The sequence below is a fragment of the Bacillus sp. SIMBA_031 genome (assembly GCF_046535225.1).
GTDB classification, from domain to species: Bacteria; Bacillota; Bacilli; order Bacillales; family Bacillaceae; genus Bacillus; species Bacillus velezensis.
Genome location: NZ_JAWRXC010000005.1, coordinates 1 through 18,012 on the forward strand (window position 1 = coordinate 1; position 18,012 = coordinate 18,012).

Sequence of the window (18,012 nt, forward strand, 5' to 3'; positions counted from 1 at the left end):
ACTATATTTAGGCGGAGATGGCGTAGCAAGGGGCTATTTAAATCAGCCTGAATTATCTGGGGAGAAATTTATACAAAACCCGTTTGTCTCTGGGGAGAAATTATATAAAAGCGGAGACATCGCCAGATGGCGCAGAGACGGTAACATTGAATTTGCCGGCAGAGCGGACCATCAAGTCAAGATTCGGGGATTCAGAATAGAAACAGAAGAGATTGATCGAAAATTATTGAGCCATCCAAGCATTAAAGAGGCTTTGGTTTTAGCCAAAGCAAATGAACAGAATGAGAAGTACCTTTGTGCTTACGTAACTACAGATGGAGTTATGGATAAACTAAAGCTTAAAGAATATTTACAAGAGAGTCTGCCGGACTATATGGTACCAGCTTATATAATAGAAGTAGAATCATTTCCTCTTACTACAAACGGGAAAGTGAATCGCAAATCTCTTCCTGAACCAATACCAAAAGATTTAATTTATGGAAAGTTTGAAGCGCCTAGAAACGAAACAGAGACAAAATTAGCAGCTTTATGGAATGAAGTTTTAGGAACGAATAAAGTTGGAATTGAAGATAATTTTTTTGAATTGGGAGGGGATTCCCTAAAACTAATAAAGCTTTTATCCAGAACAAAAGATATTTTTGGAATGGACATTGAACTGAATAAAATGTATAAGAATCCTAATATAGTATCTATGGCAAAATATATTCTCAAAAAAGAGTATAGCCGTATATGTGGCGCGGATAAATTACAGCTACTGAACAAGAAGCAAGATAGAAATCTTTTTGCCTTTCCACCAGTCGGCGGGATTGGAATAGTGTACAGTGATTTGGCAAAGTTAATCCAAACTCATTCCTTTTATGCATTTGATTTTATTGAAGAAAATAAGAGAATTGAACAATATGTAGAGTTAATTTTAAACACACAGGCTGAAGGGCCATATCTATTATTAGGATACTCTGCTGGGGGTAACTTAGCATTTGAAGTTGCAGCAGAATTAGAACGGAACAGAAAAGAAGTATCGGATGTTATTCTATTAGATAGTTATAAGGTTGAAAATAAACAGAGTCAGTCAACTTATTCAGACAATTTGTATAAAAATATAATCGAAGGAGCAAAAAAGGAACCAATGTTCCAAGAGTATCTTGAAACTGAGTACTTTAGAGAAAAAGCAATTGATAAAATAAAAGCCTATACTCGATTTTTAAACAGTATTACACATAAACACAAAATTGCTGCAAATCTTCATCTTATTAAGGCAGTAGGAAATAAAGAGAAAAAAGATAATGATCAATTCCTTTTATATAATTGGGGAGACTTTACTGAGAGAGCAGTGCATTATTATAATGGATTCGGGGAACATGGTGAAATGCTTTCAAAGGATTATTTATCAGGGAATACGGCATTAATTACTGATATATTTAAAAAAACAGAAGAACATTCATTACCTTATAAAGGAATGTAACATTTAACACAGGAGGGAATTGATTTTTTCTTCCTTCCTGTTTTATTTTTAAATAATCCTTGAGAGAATGGTGAGCTATTTTTATAAGAAGGTGAGAAATTGGATAATATATATAAATTGCTGATTATAGAAGACGATAAGGATATGGCTAAGGCTTTACAAAATTTACTTGTTAAATGGAATTTTGAGACTGTTATATGCGGAGATTTTGATAATATTTTGTCAATATATGAAAAAGAAGAGCCTCACATCATATTATTGGACATCAATATTCCTTCATTTGATGGTTTTTATTGGTGTAAGAAAATAAGAGAAGTTTCAAGTGTCCCAATTATTTTTTGCTCGTCTAGAAACAGTAATATGGATATTGTCATGGCTATTAACAATGGCGGGGATGATTATATTCAAAAACCATTTGACAGCCATGTGTTGGTGGCGAAATTACAAGCAATTATAAGAAGAACTTATGAGTACATAACAGCAGAATCTCATCTAATCGAATCTAATAATGTGATATTAAACCTTAACGATGCAAAAATATACTTCCAAGATCAGAGTTTAGAGCTTACAAAGAATGAATTTAAAATTCTAAAAACGTTAATGGAAAACAAAGGGAAAGTTGTTTCGCGGGATAATTTAATGAGACAGCTTTGGAATGATGATATTTACGTAAACGAAAATACATTGACAGTAAATATAAATAGATTAAGGAATAGATTAGAGGGGATTAATGTTGATGACTTTATTTTAACAAAAAAAGGAATGGGATATATAATTCAATGAAATTAATTGATTATGTGAAAAATCATATATTATGGATTTTATGCAGTGCACTTATTCTGGTTGTAATCAATGGGATTTTGTTTGCGAGTACCTCTATTCATCAAAGTTATATAGACATTTTTTATATGGATTTGTTGATTGTCTTTATTCTACTGATCAACATTTTCTATGGATTCATCAAGGCAAAAAAGAAATACGAAGTTGTGTTTAATAGTTCTATCGAAACTTTAGAAAAAAACAAAGTTGGAAATGATTATTTTATAGATATGCTTATAAAAGTCTCCAAAAAGCAACAAAATAAATTTTTGAAAGCAGAAGAAGATTATAAAAACGGTATTAACGAAATTCAAGACTATACTACTCAATGGGTTCATGACATAAAAGTTAATATAGCTGTGTGTGAACTGCTACTGGATGAGATTAACTTAGAAAGCAGCAGAGAGCTGCGTAATCAAATTGAACAAATTAAATTTAGGATTAATCACATTTTACATGTGACAAGAGCTAATCACTACGATCAAGACATTTTAGCGGGAGTAGTAGATGTATGTCATATTTTAAGAAGTGCAATAAAAGAAAATGCTCTTTTTTTTATTAATAAAAACATTGAGATTGAGACTAATTTAAAACCATTTAGTGTTATCAGTGATGGACGTTGGATTTATTATATTTTTGGTCAAATTCTTAATAATAGCAGTAAATATACACCTGAGGGGGGAACGCTGACTATTACAACTAAAGAAGAGAAACAAGCCTATTATATAATGATTAAAGATAATGGAATTGGCATTTCAAAAGAGGATTTATCTAGGATATTCAATAAAGGCTTTACAGGTAAAAATGGTAAGGTAGGAACGAAATCTACAGGGATGGGTTTATATTATGCTAAAAAAATGGCTGATAAACTAAGTATAGGAATTGAGGTAGACAGCGTAGAGGGTGAATATACTGAATTTCACATTATATTTTATAAACTATCCGATTATTATAAAGTGGCAAATGAAGCAATAAGTAATTAGTTAAAAACAGGGGGTAATCTAATGAGAAGAAAGGCTAAAATATTTTATATTCCATTTGCAGTGGGTCATCGATAGTTTATTCTAAGTGGAAAAGATTCATGGATCCACTTGTTGAGGTAAATGAAGTAGAGAGTTGGCTGGCAGAGGAAGAAGATTGAAAGACCCTCAATAGACAATATGGAAGAAATGGTTGAGGATATATATAATTCTATTAAGAATAATATAACTGAACCTTTTGCCTATTTTCGAACATAGTATGGGTGAACTGCTTACATATGAGCTTTGTCACAAATTTCGAAATGAAGGAAATCCTGCCCTCGTGCCTATTTGTCTCCGTAGAAAAGCTCCTCAATTGAAGGGAAGAAAACGACTAATACACATCTTTCCAAAACATGATTTTTTTTCTGTGATTTTAAAATTAGATGGTACAGGTAATTTATTTTTAAGAACAAGGAGTTAGAAGATATGTTCTTGCCGATTTTGAGAACTGAGTTTAAGTCAATAGAAACCTATGAATTTACTCCTAAAAACAATTTACCAAATTCCGATTTTTCTGTTTTTTTATGGAGTAGACGATAAGACTGTTGATTTTGAAGAATTATCTTTTTGGAGAAAAGTAATAGGGAGCGATGCCGCTCCTTATATCTGCTTAAAAACCTCCCATACTGATTATCCATGGTTTTGTACAAAAGTCCTCTAACTCATCACCCCAACCTAACATGAATGTCACATTCACTTTTAGAAATGTAACCTAAATCGATAGCAGCGTTTTGTGCTCTAAATTATAATACAACTATAAGAATCAATGTCCTACGCATAATCAGATTTTATGGGGGTTTATAGATGAATAAGATCGTAGAGGTATCAAACGTAATAAAGGAGTATGGTGAAATTGGCAGTACCTTTCGAGCGCTTAAGGAGGTAAGCTTAAATATCAACAAAGGAGAATTTGTTGGTATAATGGGTCCTTCAGGCTCAGGTAAGACCACATTGTTAAATATTATGTCTACTATTGACAAAGCTACTTTAGGAGAAGTTTTAATCGATGGTAAAAGAATAGATTATTACAAGGATGAGGACCTTGCAAAATTCAGGAGAGACACAATCGGATTTGTCTTCCAAGCTTTTAATTTATTAGACAATATGACAATTAGAGATAACATTGCTCTGCCTCTTGCACTAAACAATGTAAAACACAAAATCATTCTAAAAAAAATTGATGAACTAACTGAGCTCTTAGGAATTTCAAATCAGTTAGATAAGTATCCATATGAATTGTCAGGCGGTCAAAAGCAAAGAGTAGCTATTTGTCGTGCGTTAATTACCTCTCCAAAGGTTATTTTTGCAGACGAACCAACAGGGGCTCTTGACTCTAAGTCATCCTCAGAGGTTCTAGAATGTTTTAAAAATATTAACAAAACCATAGGAACAACCATCATCATGGTAACCCATGATGCAAACGCAGCAAGCTATTGTAATAGGGTTATGTTCTTAAAGGACGGTAAATTGCACGGAAGACTAGACAGCAGCGGAGATAAAAAGGAATTATTTAAGAAAGTGTTAAACATGCTTGCCGTAATGGGAGGATCGGAAAATGAACTCCTTTAAAATTGCCTCTAAGCTTTTGAAGAACAATTTAAAAATATATGGATTATATTTTGTGGTTTTAGTTGTAACTGTGGCAACTTACTACAATTTTACTGCTATACAGTACAATGAAGTGTTTGTCCAATTAACTGAAAGGTTTCAATCAGCTGTAGTGGCAAGTGCAACATCTGGCTTTGTTCTAATTTGCACAGTGGTCTTTTTTATGTGGCATGCCAATGGATTCTTTTTAAAACAACGTCAAAAAGAAACCGGGTTATACATGCTAATGGGAATAAGTACGTCTAAAATTGGAAGAGTATTCGCAATTGAAAGTATTCTAATAGGCAGTTTGTCTCTATTAATGGGTTTATTGATCGGGATATTATTCTCGAAATTGTTCTTAATGTTATTAAGTAAGTCCATGACACTGGGTGGTGAAATTCCTTTTAGTATATCTGCACAAGCCATCATTCAGCTTATTATTGTGTTCGGAATCATCTTTGTAATGCTGGGAATGAAAAACTATAGAGTTGTGAAAAAAACACAACTAATTAATATGTTGAATGCTTCGAAAGCAAAGCCCTCACCTCCAAAATATAATTATACAAAGGGTTTTACAGGTTTAGTATTAATTGCTGCAGGCTATATAGTGGCACTAAACTTTAAGCAATGGGATTTGGATTTATTGCTTTCTGCGATGGGAATCTTGATCTTGGTCAGCACGGGGACTTACCTGTTTTTTGGAAGTTCTCTGACTATAATTTTAGGGAAGTTAACAAATTCAAAAAAAATTATTTATAAAGATGTAAGGTTAGTCAGTATAAGCAATACTTTCTTTAGACAAAAAGTTAATTATAGAAGTTTAGCGATGACGGCTATTTTAACAGCAGCTACCGTAACTGCATTCAATGTAAGCATTTCGTTCAAACAGTTTGAAATAAATTATGACATCACAGCCTCCCCATACAGTTTAAGTTTTGAAAGCAATTCTGAAGATGTCAAAGATAAAGTCAAAGAAGTGATCCGAGAGTCAAAGCATGACTTAATCGGAATCAATAAGATTCACTTTTTTATTGGTAATGTCCAATACGACGATAATAAGCAAAATATTGATCCGAATAACAAAGCTATTATCACTAGTTACTCACAAATAAAGAAAACATTAATATTTTTGGATTATAGTAACAAATCGAGTATTTTGAATCAAATTAAACCAGAAACTCATGAAATTTCTTTTATTCTAAATGCTGATTCAATAGCTTCACCTATTTATGTTGATGGTAATAAAGTGAGCATTAATAATAATAATTTCCTAGTTTCTAAACATACACAGCTCCCTTTTACAGGGAAAATTAAAAAATATGGTGACAAAAACATTTATGTTTTAAATGACAATGATTATAAAGAATTAAGAAAGAAAAACCAAGAGATTGTATTAAATGGTGTGCGAATTACAGATGAAAAAGAAAGTAGGGAAGTGGTTAATAGAATTAAGGAAGTTGTACCAGGTGGAGATTTGAATGTAAATGGAAAGAATCAAAGCTTTACATGGGAGTATTATGCTTTAGGTCAATTTTTCTTTTTAGGCCTGATTATGTCCCTAGTATTCATACTAGCGACCTTTAGTACAATTTACTTTAAAATTTTAAGTGATGCATTCACTGATAGGGAACAATATTCAATGTTGAAAAAAATTGGTATGAGTAAAAAAGAAGTGCAGAGGTCTGTCTATCTGCAAGTTGGAATTGCATTTTTACTGCCTGTGATTGTGGGAGCCCTTCATAGCATTGTAGCAATGAATATGCTGGAACAGATTATGAATGTAAAATTCACCATTCCAATTCTATGCGGCATCGGATTATTTGTTCTTATAATGGTTGCTTTTTATATAGGACTCTGTAAAAACTACACCAAATTAGTATATGAAGAGTAGTAAAAAAATGAGAAGAATTGTCCAGTGAATTTATAAAGAGAGAGGAGATTTCATATGTCATGGTTAACTAAATGGTCCTTTGCTAATAAAGCTGCTATTACGTTAACATCCATTATTATAATAGCCTGGGGAGTAGTCAGTTATCTTCGTATACCGATGGAATTTTTACCACAGGCAGAAAATCCTCAAGTAACAATTGTTGTCATGGGGCAAGGAACAGATTCTAAAACGATGGAGGAACAGGTCACATTTCCGATTGAGCAAGCCACATCTACGGTTAAAGGAAAAAATGGAGTATTGTCAACCACGGGTGACGGATTTTCAAAGGTTGATATATATTTTGAAGTTGGGACTGATATGAAACAAGCAAAAAGAGAAATACAGGAATCCATTGATTCGCGTTCTTTACCTGACTATGTTTCCAAGCCTTCCATTACTCAGAGCGATACTTCATCGGTTCCAGTTTCCTTTGTAGCTCTTACATTTAAAGACGGATTGACGTCAGAAAATATAGACCTTTTGAATAAAGAAATTGAACCGATATACAATGATGTAAAAGGAGTATCTGGGGTTCAAAAAACGGGAAATGAAAAATCTTTTATATCTGTAAAGGTTGATAACAAAAAATTAAATCAAAATCATATTCCTATCAAAAAAGTCATGGGCATTCTTGAAGGGCAAAACGGAGCATTTTCTGTCGGTGCAGATACGATCGATGGAAAAGCAAGTAATATTAATGTATTAGGTGGTTTATCAAGCATAAAAGAACTTGGGAACATATCTGTACAGGATAATGTAAAGTTAAAGGATATTGCCACTATAAAAGAGACCAAACCTGAAAATGTCATTAATCGATTTAATGGTAAAGACAGTATTGAGCTAGGAATTAGTAAAGATAGTCAAACAAATGCGGTGACACTAAGTAAGGAAATTGAAAAAGTAACAGATACGATTAATAAAAGATATGATAACGTGGAAGCGACAGTTTTCCTTTCAACTTCTGATATGGTAAAAACTTCAGTACAATCGATGATCAAAGAAGTTTTACTAGGGGCTTTATTTGCAACAATTGTTATTATGATCTTTTTAAAAAATGTTAGATCCACATTTATTACTATCGTATCAATACCGATATCCCTGTGCATAACGGTCATTCTATTATCTAAATCCGGTATTAGCTTAAATACACTTACTCTTGGCGGGGTGGCAGTTGCAGTCGGCCGGCTTGTAGATGATAGTATTGTTGTCATTGAAAACATCTATAAAAGAATGCAGGCTGAGAAACTCTCAGTATATATGATAGTAGAGGCAACCAAAGAAGTTGGAGGCGCAATTACAGCATCTACCCTAACCACTGTAGCTGTATTCTTGCCTATAGGTTTAGTAAATGGAAGTTTACAGGAGTATATTTTGCCATTTGCTTTAACTGTCACTTATTCTTTGCTATCTTCGTTATTGGTAGCTGTAACTATTGTACCAGTAATGAGTGGAGCGCTCTTAAAAAAAGAAAAACTTAAAGAATATAATTCTCCTGCACGTTTTACTAAGGTAATAACTTGGTCTCTAAATCATAAATGGATTGTACTATCTTTATCTTTTGTTCTTTTTGCAGGCTCAATTATTGCTTATTTCACAATGCCAAAAGGAGCGGTTGAAAGCAAGAATACAGATTACATCCAAGTGACTTTAAATTACCCATCGGATACACCTCTTGCTAAGGTTAAAAACAATATTCTTAATTTAGAGAAAATCATCAAACAAAAAGATGAAGTTAAATATATGATGACATATCTAGGAAATTCAATGTCGTCAAACCAAAGAGGGGGAGTGGATTCTCCAACAAAGGGTCAATTTAGGGTCTTTTTAAAAGATGAAGGTGATGCAGATAAAATCATAAAAGAAATTCAAAAAGAAAAGGAGAAAGAGCGATTCTCAGACGCGGAGTTTACTGTTGTGGCTTCATCAGTGACCGGCCATGCTGATACAAATATTACGATTGACGTTACAGGAAATAATCTAGATGATCTCGAGAATGTTACAAATAAAATAGAAGGTAAAATTAAAAATATTGAAGGGGTTCAAGAGGTTTCTACGAATCAGGATGAAAAGAAAACAGTTTATTCCTTTGTAGTAAACCCATCGCAAGGTAATACCGAACTGGTTGCCTCCCAGCTGGGAGTTATGTTAAACAGGACAACGCTTGGAACACTTACAATTGACAATAGACAGACTGATGTTATGTTAGAACCTGTTCTTAATACAGACACTTCTCAAGATCTAAAGGATATTCAGATCATGACAGAGTCAGGAAGTACACCTATTTCTAGAGTCGCTACATTAAAGAGTGACCAAGAATCAACCACGCAGTTCCATAAAGATAGTAAACCATATTTACAAGTAACGGCTAAAGTTGATCCGTCGAAACTTTCTGATATAAATGCCAAGATAGAATCTGCAATTTCTGGGGAGGACGGAAAAGAAGCGATTAAAATCCCTAAAGATGTAAAAGTTTTTGTTGGAGGGGCAAGTGTCCAACAATCCGAAGACTTTAATGATCTATTTACGACAATGCTTGTATCGATAGGGGCAGTATTTTTAATTCTGGTTGTGACATTTAAAGGTTTTAAAGCGCCATTTGCTATTCTAACCTCACTTCCACTTGCAGCTATAGGATCGATACTTGGTCTCATGATCAGCGGCATTTCAGTTGATACTAATGTTCTGCTTGGTGCTTTAATGTTAATTGGTATTGTAGTAACAAATGCTATTGTGTTATTAGATCGTGTGAAGCAAAATGAGAAAACGATGACGATACGTGAGTCACTCATTGAGGCTTCAGTAAGAAGAATGCGTCCAATTATTATGACTGCAGTTGCAACTATTTTTGCGATGCTTCCACTATTAGTGAAGAAATCAGAGTCGGTCAATCTTGTTTCACAAAGCTTAGCAGTTGTTGTTATTGGAGGTTTGGCAGTAGCAACCATGCTTACCTTAATAGTGATACCATGCGTATATGAAATATTTAATTTTAAAAAATCAAAAATGCAAAGGCGTGAAAAAACATTGAAAGATGATATAACAATTTAAATAAATTTATTGATGTTTTTGGGACAGGGAACAGAACACTTTTCGAAGTCAGCTGTCGGTGATATGACCGGCGGCTGGTTATTTAGTTAGACGTCTATAAGGAAGCGCTGCAGCACGATCCTTTGCTGAAACATACGGCGGCAGAAGCGGCCGCCCATTACGGACAGGGGCTCACGACTTGCGAGAACGGGTTATGACGCCATTCCTGATTTGGTGCTGTCCATTGAGTATAAAAACGGATCTCTGCGTGATGTCGGCCAAAGCAGGCAATACGGAGCTGGGGATACAGATTGGCTTTCTGAATGGAAACGGGAGCTGGGTGTGCGTATATAAATTGAGAAAAAAGCTGACAAATGATGCCGTCAGCTTTTCTTTATGTGTTTTCTTAAAACTCCTCATACTCCGCCGGGTCTTGGCCGTTTATGCGTCCGTCGGGGCGGGTAAGCGAATCGATAAGTTTCATGTCATTTTCATCAAGGGAGAAATCAAAAACAGAGATGTTTTCAAGCTGGCGCTCGGGCGATGCTGACTTTGGAATCGGGATGGCGCCCAGCTGGATATGCCAGCGTAAAGTGACTTGAGAAATGGTTTTGCCGTATTTGTCCGCAACCCGTCCGAGTTTTTGATCGTTCAATACTTCACCGGCGCGGGATAACGGACTCCATGATTCTGTCATGATGCCCTGTTCTTCGTGCCATTGGCGCTGTTGCTGCTGATTAAAAGCGGGATGCAGTTCAATTTGGTTGATGCCTGGCTTTACGCCGGTTTCACGTTCGAGCCGTTCGATATGCTCAGGCAGGAAATTGCAGACGCCGATGGATCGGATCAGACCCCATTTTTTCGCATCAATCAGTGCCTGCCATGCTTCCGTGTAGCGGTCTTGTTTCGGATTCGGCCAATGGACGAGATACAGGTCATAGTAGTCCAGACCGGCGCGGTATAAAGATTCTTGGATGGTTTGTACAGCTTTGTCATAGTCATGGTAGCGCCCGGGCAGCTTGGACGTCACGTATAGCTGTTCTCTCGGAACAGAGCTTCTGCGGATGGCTTCTCCGACCGTCCCTTCATTTTCATAGTTATAAGCGGTGTCAATCAGACGGTAACCGATATCAATGGCGCTGGTAATGGCATGAACGCCGTTGTTTCCGTTAAGAGCGTATGTACCGAAGCCGATCGCGGGAATGCTTGTCCCATCCAGCAGTTTCTTTTGCGGAATTGTCCCAGTCATCATTAAATCCCTCCTTGTTTTCTACTTTACCATTATTCTTACAAATGAAACATAATAATGGAAGGAAATGAGATGATCCGCACATGAAAAAAGCTGACGGAGAACCGTCAGCTTTAAATTTGAAACATCCATGCTACAACGGGGCCGAAGACCGACCCTAACACGGCGCAGAGCGTCATGGAAACAGAACTCATGGAGACCGTTAATTCTCCGTACTCCATTGCTTTTGAGGTGCCGAGCGCATGGGAAGCGCTTCCGAATGCAATTCCTTTCCCGAGTGAGCTGCGGATGCGGATCCACTTGAGAAGCAGCGGTCCTAAGATAACGCCGGAAAACCCTGCGATCATGACGAACACGACTGTCATGGAAGGGACACCGCCGATACCGGACGCAATCTGTATGGCGACAGGCGTCGTAATTGATTTTGGGATAATTGACAAAATCAAACTCCGGCTGATGCCGAACAGCTCTGCAAATAGCAGGCCGCTGACCATTCCGGAGAATAAACCGGCCAACACGCCGCCGATGATCGGAAACATATACTTGATTAACACCCGGCGCTGCTTATAAAGCGGGTATGCCAAAGCCACCACGGCGGGTCCGAGCAGTGAATTGATCCATTGTCCGCCGATCATATAGTCTTTATACGGAATATGAAAAACAAGCAGCACGGCGATAATGAAAATCGTAGTCGTCAAAACCGGTATGAGAAAGGGATTTGGAAAGCGCACATATAATTTCACCATAGCCAGATAGGCGGCGGCCGTGAACAAAATTATAAGGATTGCGATACATGCTTGCTGCACTTCTTTTTCTCCTTTCTCTGATTGGCTTTGTGCTCTAACAGCTGGCTGGCGTACCCTGCGGCGATCATTGTGACGATGGTGCTCAGCACGATGATCAGAAACAGAGCAGCCCCGCTGGCGGAAAACAGTGACGGGTAATTGATGACGCCCGTCATGGCCGGAATGAATAACAGCGGAAGAAAAGACAGCAAAAATCCGGCTCCGTCTTCAATCATTTTGACGGGAATGATCTTAACCGATAAACATATGATCAGCAGGATCAAACCGATGATACTGCCGGGAATGGGCAGGTGAAAGAACTGCTGAACGGCTCCCCCGATAAAGGAAAATGCGAATAAAATAATGATTTGCAAGATGATGCGTATGACTTTCACGACAATGCTGTTCTTTGGAGAAGAGCAGCTTCCCCCTTTCTTGATGCTTCGATATGTTTCTTTACTTTTTGCGCATATATTTGTACTATACAAATATATGTATGCAAAATCTTTCTATATGTCTTCTGAGTAAATGTGTATATGTTTGTATTATACAACTAATATTGCTGTTGTCAATTGTAAGGAGTGAGGCTGTTGTCAAAACAAGATCCGATTGAATTAATTGAATATGAGCTCACCACTTTTATCAGGAGAGCTGTTTATCTGGATAACTCCGACCGTAAAATCGGACATCTGGAAAGGGCTGCGTATTTGTTATTACGGCAGCTGGATGAATTCGGACCGGCGCGTGTAAAGGAATTAGCCGAATCTTTTAAGCTGGATATTTCCACATTGTCACGCCAGGCCGCGGCCTTGGAGTCGAAAGAGCTGATCCAGCGTTTTTCCGATCCTTCTGACGGGCGGGTCAGTCTGTTTGCGATTACGAAGCTTGGCAAACAGAGGTTAAAAGCTGATAAAAAGATGCGTCTTGAGCGGTATCATCGTATGCTTGACGATTGGTCAGGCGATGAAAAAGAAATGTTCGGCCGGCTTTTGCTGCGGCTGAATGAGGCATTTATCGATTAATGCATGATTTTTGCCGGGTTAAGCAGGATTATGGCGTATACAAGGGAGAATGGAAGAGAGTAAGGCTTTACGCCATTCTGCTTAGCAAAAATAATATTGAATAGGGGGCGGAACATGTTTCTTCAGGGACATCCTGTTTCTCGGAGGCTGCGGCATTTATTATCTCAATATTCATAATTCAATAAAAATGAAAGCGCTTTATTTTTAGTCTATTGGTTTAGGGTGTAAGGTGTTTACCTGAAAAAAACAATTGTATTTTCCACGGAAATTTATTATGATGGAATAAGGAAATTGGAGATTATATAACAATAGAAAGATAGAATATTTCTAATATTGCGGGAAATGAAGAGTGAGTTAGGTTCAACAGGTGCACCTTCTGCTTCATTATTTCACATATATCAGAGCTGTTAAGAGGAGGAAGCGAAGTGGCAAACAAAGAATTAAAGAGAGGCTTAAGCGCGCGTCATATACAGATGATTGCGCTGGGCGGCACGATCGGTGTCGGTTTATTCATGGGGTCATCCAGCACGATCGGATGGACAGGGCCGTCTGTCCTGCTGGCTTATGCGATCTCAGGTATCTTTATTTTTTTTATCATGCGTGCGATGGGCGAAATGCTCTATGTAGAGCCGAGTACAGGGTCGTTTGCGACATTCGGCCATAAGTATATACATCCGTTAGCCGGCTATATGACGGCGTGGAGCAACTGGTTTCAATGGGTGATCGTCGGGATGTCTGAAATTATCGCCGTCGGTTCGTATATGAAATATTGGTTTCCTGATCTGCCGGCATGGATTCCCGGCATTATCGCCATGGCCATTCTCGGTGCGGCGAATTTAATTTCGGTAAAATCTTTCGGTGAGTTTGAATTTTGGTTTGCCATGATCAAAATCGTCACCATTATTCTGATGATCGTGGCCGGAATCGGGATTATTTTCTTCGGTTTCGGTAACGGAGGGCATGCGATCGGATTATCTAATTTATGGTCGCACGGCGGTTTCTTTACGAATGGTTTTTCAGGATTTTTCTTTGCCTTGTCTTTGGTTGTTGCGGCCTATCAAGGGGTCGAACTGATCGGGATTACGGCAGGAGAAGCGAAGGACCCGCAAAAAACGCTGCGAAGCGCGATTCAGAGTATTATTTGGCGGATTTTAATTTTCTACATCGGTGCGATTTTCGTCATCGTTACCGTATATCCGTGGAATGAGCTTCACTCACTCGGCAGTCCGTTTGTTTCGACATTTGCGAAAGTCGGGATTACGGCGGCGGCCGGTTTGATTAACTTTGTTGTGATTACCGCTGCGATGTCCGGATGCAACAGCGGGATATTCAGTGCGGGACGCATGCTTTATACGTTAGGCGTGAACGGACAGGCCCCGAAATTCTTTAAGAAAGTTTCTTCGAGCGGTGTGCCGATATTCGGTACGCTTGCGGTATTAATCGGACTTGTGATCGGTGTCGTGCTGAACTACATCGCGCCTCCGAAAATTTTTGTCTATGTGTACAGCGCGAGTGTGCTGCCGGGAATGATTCCGTGGTTCGTCATTTTAATCAGCCATCTCGGTTTCAGAAGAGCGAAGGGCGCTGAGCTTGATAAGCATCCGTTTAAGATGCCTTTTGCGCCGTTTACAAACTATTTGACGATCACTTTCTTACTCATGGTATTGATCGGCATGTGGTTTAACAAAGATACGCGGATATCTTTGGTTGTCGGGGTGATTTTCCTGGCGATTGTGACGGTCAGCTATTATGCGTTCGGTATCGGCAAGCGCGTGCCTGGTGAAAAATCGAAAATAGAAGACGCTGTATAATTCAAAAAGACACCTCTCTTACAGGGGTGTCTTTTTCGGCCTGTCCGCGAGTGGTATACTGGTTAAAAAAAGCAGAACCGGGGGAAACATCGATGAGTCATTACCGTACGTTATTATTTGATATAGACAATACGCTGCTGGATTTTACCGCTTCAGAAACCGATGCTCTTCAAAAATTGTTTCAAGGTTCAAAGCTGGACCTGACGACAGAGGTGGAAGCCCGTTATAAAGCGTTAAATCAGGGGCTGTGGAAAGCGTTTGAAGAGGGGGAAATGACCCGCGATGAAGTGGTCAATACACGGTTTGCCCTTTTGTTTAAAGAATACGGCCTCGAAGCCGACGGCGTGCTGATGAATCAGGCGTACCGCCAATACTTAGAAGAAGGGCACCAGATGATAGACGGAGCTTATGAGCTGATTGAACGGCTGAGTCCTTTATTTGATTTATACATCGTGACGAACGGCGTCTCAAGATCACAATATAAGCGGCTGGGCGACTCCGGTCTGTATCCGTTCTTTAAAGATGTGTTTGTATCTGAGGACACGGGTTTTCAAAAGCCGATGAAGGAATACTTTGATTACGTGTTTGCGAGAATTCCCGGTTTTTCTGCCGAGGGCGGACTTATTATCGGCGATTCACTGAGCGCGGACATAAAAGGCGGCCAGATGGCGGGAATGGATACGTGCTGGTTTAATCCCGGAAAGAAAGCAAATGAGTCCGGAATCATCCCGACATACGAGATTCATTCGCTTGATGAGCTGTATGATGTGCTGAACGTGGAGCGAAAAGCCGCCGCTCATTTGTAAGGAGAATACGATGAAGATTGCACATACGAAGTTACTGATCAGGGGTTTTGCATTACTATCAATCTTTCATGCGATTCTTCAGCTCCCTCCCGGCCGGGGGGAGCTGAAGGTTTTTTTGTCTGTGCTCGTGATTATGCTGACGGCTAATGACTGCCTGCGGCCGCTGTATATGAAGAGAAGGCCGGCTGTATATCAAGGCTCTTTTCTCCTGAGCAACGTTATCAGAGTCGGCAAGCTCGGTTCGGTAAAGATGACAGAAGTTCGAGAGTCGTGTTAAGAATCTGCGGCATCTTTCTCATGATCAACGGCGTTTCAAGAGCGTTTCATATCTAGTTCACAAAGTGTTCCGGACTCTTTTATAAAATGTAATCTTTTTCCTTGTAAATCGTGTAAAATAGTATAGGATTCTACGAAAAGAATAAGAGGGGGAAGAAACATGAAAAAGAGACTCGTTACGCTATTCGCGGCGGCCGTTGCTGTTTTGTTGCTTGTGAGCGGGTTGTGGGCTCCATCAGCGTCTGCGGCGCCGGCTCCTGCTTTAACACAAATCCGTATTATCGGTGTGACGTCTGACGGTCAGAGTTACCAATGGGAAAATATCGGGCCGAACCAAATCAGCGCATCAAAACCGATGAAGGGTACAACGGGTTATTTAGCCGTATATTTCCAAGGGTATCCGAACAATAACACGATCCAGGCGTTTAACAACGGAACGAATATTACAAATCTTACGTCAAAAGCGCTGGAAGATGAATATACGAAAAACGGCAATATCGTTACAGGCTATATTAAATATTACAGTGTTCCTCTTTCTTATGTCAGTTCAGGAACGTTCTCTTTCTCCGCAACGGGGCTGAACGGGCCGTACACACCGTTAAGCAGCGGATTTTTCTCCATTCAGGTACAGAGTTAAAACAGCCGTTCGGTGCTTTCATGTATAGTTTTTCTCTCTTTCCGGGAAGCTATTCCTAAAGAAAAGGGAGGGCTTACATGATGGACAGGACACTCGGATATTTGCGCGAGTCGCTTTCGAACCACTTGGAGCATGACGTGTGCCGGGGGATTTATAAAAAGCTTCAGGTGAAGCATTATGAAAACGAGGGCGAGTTTGTGAAAGATCTAAATGATCTGGAAATGGATGCGCTGAATCAGGTGCTTGAAAAGGAAATCAAATATGCTGAGAACGAGCAGGATGAGAAGCGTACGATGGAATTGAATGAAGTATATGAGCTCCTGTTTTAAAAAGCCTCCCGGCGGCCGGGAGGCTTTTTATTGTTTCGGAAACAGTTTACAGTATCATCCAACCCTTTGTATAATGGATAGTTGTGAAAAACACAGACGGAGGAGAAACATGAACGAAATAAAAAAACAGACGGTTCTTGAGTTGTCATCGGTTGAAAAAGCTTTGGTTTTTCTGGTGCCGCCAATATTGGGGCTGGTCATCGGATGGTTTCTGCCGGTCATTGCGAAATGGGCTGTAACATTGGATTGGCTGCCTGTTATCGGGCCGCTGGAAATGATCGCTTCTTTTCACGGATGGAAGGCTGCGGCTGTCATCGCCGTTATCGGCTTAATCGGGGGAATGTGGCTGACGCGGACTGTTTTTAAAGAATGTCTTACGGCGGTCGTGACGGACAGCGAGGTGTCCTTAACCATATATAATGAAGAAAGCGTGTACTCGAAAGACAGCATTTCCGGTGTGTTTACGGATGAAAAGCATCTTGTCTTATTGGGGACTGAAGGGCAGGAGCTTTTTCGGGAGAAGCTTGAGCCGGCGGTTGAAAAAGCGGCTGATGCGTTTCGCGCGCATGGGTATGTCTGGCTGGGGACGGAAGATCCTTTTAAAGAAGAATACAAACGGTGGGTGCCGGACACACCGGATTTGGAGCCGGGGGCAAATGCCCTTTTTAAAGCGAGAGAAAAGGCGCTGAAAGAGGAGGAAAAGGCTGATGCGAAAGAGCTGAAAGCGGAAATATCCAAACTGGGCATTACCGTGCGGGAGAAAGGCTCGCGCCAATATTGGCGGATCTATCAAACGCCGTCTGCATAAAAAAAGCTGCCGCCGTTTGATACGGCCGGGCAGCCCGGGAACAGATTATTTCTTCTTGTCATCATAATATTGAACCGGGTACATGGAGCCTTCAGATACCATTTTGTTATCTTCAATATCTTCGGGATGCGGGTTGCCTGCTTTGTTGACGGGGAATGATTCAATATCCTGCTTCCCGGAGAGCGATGTTTTCATATTGCGGATAAAGTTCATCACCTTTTGGCGGTTTGATTTATCTTTGAGCAGGTAGGAAGTCACTCCGACAGTCGACACGGCAAGTCCTGAAATGAGCAGTTTTTGTTTCACGATAAAAACTCCTTTCTATTTCTGGCTTGCAGTAGTTATTCCCGCTTAACGGCTGTTTAAACATCTGAAGGGTAATTTTGGCTTTCTGCTTTAATGCGATAAAGATTGACAAAACTATTTTCAGAATAATATT

General features: G+C 39.2%; 16 protein-coding genes and 2 pseudogenes. 14 read left to right on the forward strand and 4 right to left on the reverse strand.

The annotated features are described in order from the left end of the window. The 7 genes and pseudogenes from SB724_RS14020 to SB724_RS14050 form a co-directional block, all read left to right on the forward strand. A partial coding sequence (locus SB724_RS14020; RefSeq protein WP_410571599.1) for a thioesterase domain-containing protein occupies nt 1-1,462 on the forward strand: 1,462 nt, incomplete at its 5' end. 99 nt (nt 1,463-1,561) lie between these two features. Beyond that, nucleotides 1,562-2,245, forward strand: coding sequence for a response regulator transcription factor (locus SB724_RS14025; RefSeq protein ID WP_007609089.1), 684 nt, complete (start codon nt 1,562-1,564; stop codon nt 2,243-2,245). Then, complete coding sequence (locus tag SB724_RS14030) at nt 2,242-3,264, forward strand: sensor histidine kinase (protein WP_265973242.1); 1,023 nt, start codon at nt 2,242-2,244, stop codon at nt 3,262-3,264. The genes SB724_RS14025 and SB724_RS14030 overlap by 4 nt, the downstream gene beginning before the upstream one ends. 843 nt (nt 3,265-4,107) lie before the next feature. After that, the gene (locus SB724_RS14035) at nt 4,108-4,872 is read left to right on the forward strand and encodes an ABC transporter ATP-binding protein (RefSeq protein ID WP_007408973.1); all 765 of its coding nucleotides are present in this window, start codon (nt 4,108-4,110) and stop codon (nt 4,870-4,872) included. Beyond that, nucleotides 4,859-6,784, forward strand: a complete 1,926-nt coding sequence (locus SB724_RS14040) for an FtsX-like permease family protein (protein ID WP_410571602.1) — start codon at nt 4,859-4,861, stop codon at nt 6,782-6,784. The genes SB724_RS14035 and SB724_RS14040 overlap by 14 nt, the downstream gene beginning before the upstream one ends. Nucleotides 6,785-6,838: 54 nt before the next feature. Continuing rightward, complete coding sequence (locus tag SB724_RS14045) at nt 6,839-9,871, forward strand: efflux RND transporter permease subunit (RefSeq protein WP_265973245.1); 3,033 nt, start codon at nt 6,839-6,841, stop codon at nt 9,869-9,871. An 86-nt stretch (nt 9,872-9,957) separates the two neighbouring features. Next, nucleotides 9,958-10,204, forward strand: a pseudogene (locus SB724_RS14050) (DUF4885 family protein); the annotation flags it as partial. A 52-nt stretch (nt 10,205-10,256) separates the two neighbouring features. On the opposite strand, the gene SB724_RS14055 reads toward SB724_RS14050, so the two are convergent. From SB724_RS14055 to SB724_RS14065, 3 genes are all read right to left on the reverse strand, one after another. Further along, the gene (locus SB724_RS14055) at nt 10,257-11,102 is read right to left on the reverse strand and encodes an aldo/keto reductase (RefSeq protein ID WP_410571604.1); all 846 of its coding nucleotides are present in this window, start codon (nt 11,100-11,102) and stop codon (nt 10,257-10,259) included. Nucleotides 11,103-11,212: 110 nt separating this feature from the next. Continuing rightward, complete coding sequence (locus tag SB724_RS14060) at nt 11,213-11,905, reverse strand: LrgB family protein (protein WP_265973249.1); 693 nt, start codon at nt 11,903-11,905, stop codon at nt 11,213-11,215. Further along, nucleotides 11,875-12,279, reverse strand: coding sequence for a CidA/LrgA family holin-like protein (locus SB724_RS14065; RefSeq protein WP_003156751.1), 405 nt, complete (start codon nt 12,277-12,279; stop codon nt 11,875-11,877). Before SB724_RS14065 ends, SB724_RS14060 begins: the two co-directional genes overlap by 31 nt. A gap of 195 nt (nt 12,280-12,474) precedes the next feature. On the opposite strand from SB724_RS14065, the gene SB724_RS14070 reads away from it, so the two are divergent. From SB724_RS14070 to SB724_RS14100, 7 genes and pseudogenes are all read left to right on the forward strand, one after another. Further along, the gene (locus SB724_RS14070; protein WP_003156749.1) at nt 12,475-12,906 is read left to right on the forward strand and encodes a MarR family winged helix-turn-helix transcriptional regulator; all 432 of its coding nucleotides are present in this window, start codon (nt 12,475-12,477) and stop codon (nt 12,904-12,906) included. 425 nt (nt 12,907-13,331) lie between these two features. Next, complete coding sequence (locus SB724_RS14075) at nt 13,332-14,717, forward strand: amino acid permease (RefSeq protein WP_410571606.1); 1,386 nt, start codon at nt 13,332-13,334, stop codon at nt 14,715-14,717. Between the two features lie 92 nt (nt 14,718-14,809). Next, nucleotides 14,810-15,523: a YjjG family noncanonical pyrimidine nucleotidase gene (locus tag SB724_RS14080; RefSeq protein ID WP_410571608.1), complete on the forward strand. Its 714-nt coding sequence runs from the start codon at nt 14,810-14,812 to the stop codon at nt 15,521-15,523. Nucleotides 15,524-15,533: 10 nt separating this feature from the next. Then, nucleotides 15,534-15,746: pseudogene (locus SB724_RS14085) on the forward strand (sensor histidine kinase); the annotation flags it as partial. Nucleotides 15,747-15,959: 213 nt separating this feature from the next. Next, nucleotides 15,960-16,436, forward strand: a complete 477-nt coding sequence (locus SB724_RS14090) for a DUF4879 domain-containing protein (protein ID WP_044802685.1) — start codon at nt 15,960-15,962, stop codon at nt 16,434-16,436. An 80-nt stretch (nt 16,437-16,516) separates the two neighbouring features. After that, nucleotides 16,517-16,765, forward strand: a complete 249-nt coding sequence (locus SB724_RS14095) for a sigma-G-dependent sporulation-specific acid-soluble spore protein CsgA (protein WP_029974790.1) — start codon at nt 16,517-16,519, stop codon at nt 16,763-16,765. Between the two features lie 109 nt (nt 16,766-16,874). After that, nucleotides 16,875-17,573 (forward strand): YqeB family protein, encoded by a 699-nt coding sequence (locus SB724_RS14100; RefSeq protein ID WP_140957167.1) that lies wholly within the window; start codon nt 16,875-16,877, stop codon nt 17,571-17,573. A 45-nt stretch (nt 17,574-17,618) separates the two neighbouring features. On the opposite strand, the gene SB724_RS14105 is transcribed toward SB724_RS14100, so the two are convergent. Further along, complete coding sequence (locus SB724_RS14105; protein ID WP_003156732.1) at nt 17,619-17,879, reverse strand: hypothetical protein; 261 nt, start codon at nt 17,877-17,879, stop codon at nt 17,619-17,621. Nucleotides 17,880-18,012 lie beyond the last annotated feature (133 nt).

Coding starts and splice junctions, on each gene's coding strand:
- SB724_RS14030 (WP_265973242.1), top strand. CDS start 2,242: ATGAAATTAATTGATTATGTGAAAAATCATATATTATGGATTTTATGC.
- SB724_RS14035 (WP_007408973.1), top strand. CDS start 4,108: ATGAATAAGATCGTAGAGGTATCAAACGTAATAAAGGAGTATGGTGAA.
- SB724_RS14040 (WP_410571602.1), top strand. CDS start 4,859: ATGAACTCCTTTAAAATTGCCTCTAAGCTTTTGAAGAACAATTTAAAA.
- SB724_RS14045 (WP_265973245.1), top strand. CDS start 6,839: ATGTCATGGTTAACTAAATGGTCCTTTGCTAATAAAGCTGCTATTACG.
- SB724_RS14055 (WP_410571604.1), bottom strand. CDS start 11,102: ATGATGACTGGGACAATTCCGCAAAAGAAACTGCTGGATGGGACAAGC.
- SB724_RS14080 (WP_410571608.1), top strand. CDS start 14,810: ATGAGTCATTACCGTACGTTATTATTTGATATAGACAATACGCTGCTG.
- SB724_RS14090 (WP_044802685.1), top strand. CDS start 15,960: ATGAAAAAGAGACTCGTTACGCTATTCGCGGCGGCCGTTGCTGTTTTG.
- SB724_RS14095 (WP_029974790.1), top strand. CDS start 16,517: ATGGACAGGACACTCGGATATTTGCGCGAGTCGCTTTCGAACCACTTG.
- SB724_RS14100 (WP_140957167.1), top strand. CDS start 16,875: ATGAACGAAATAAAAAAACAGACGGTTCTTGAGTTGTCATCGGTTGAA.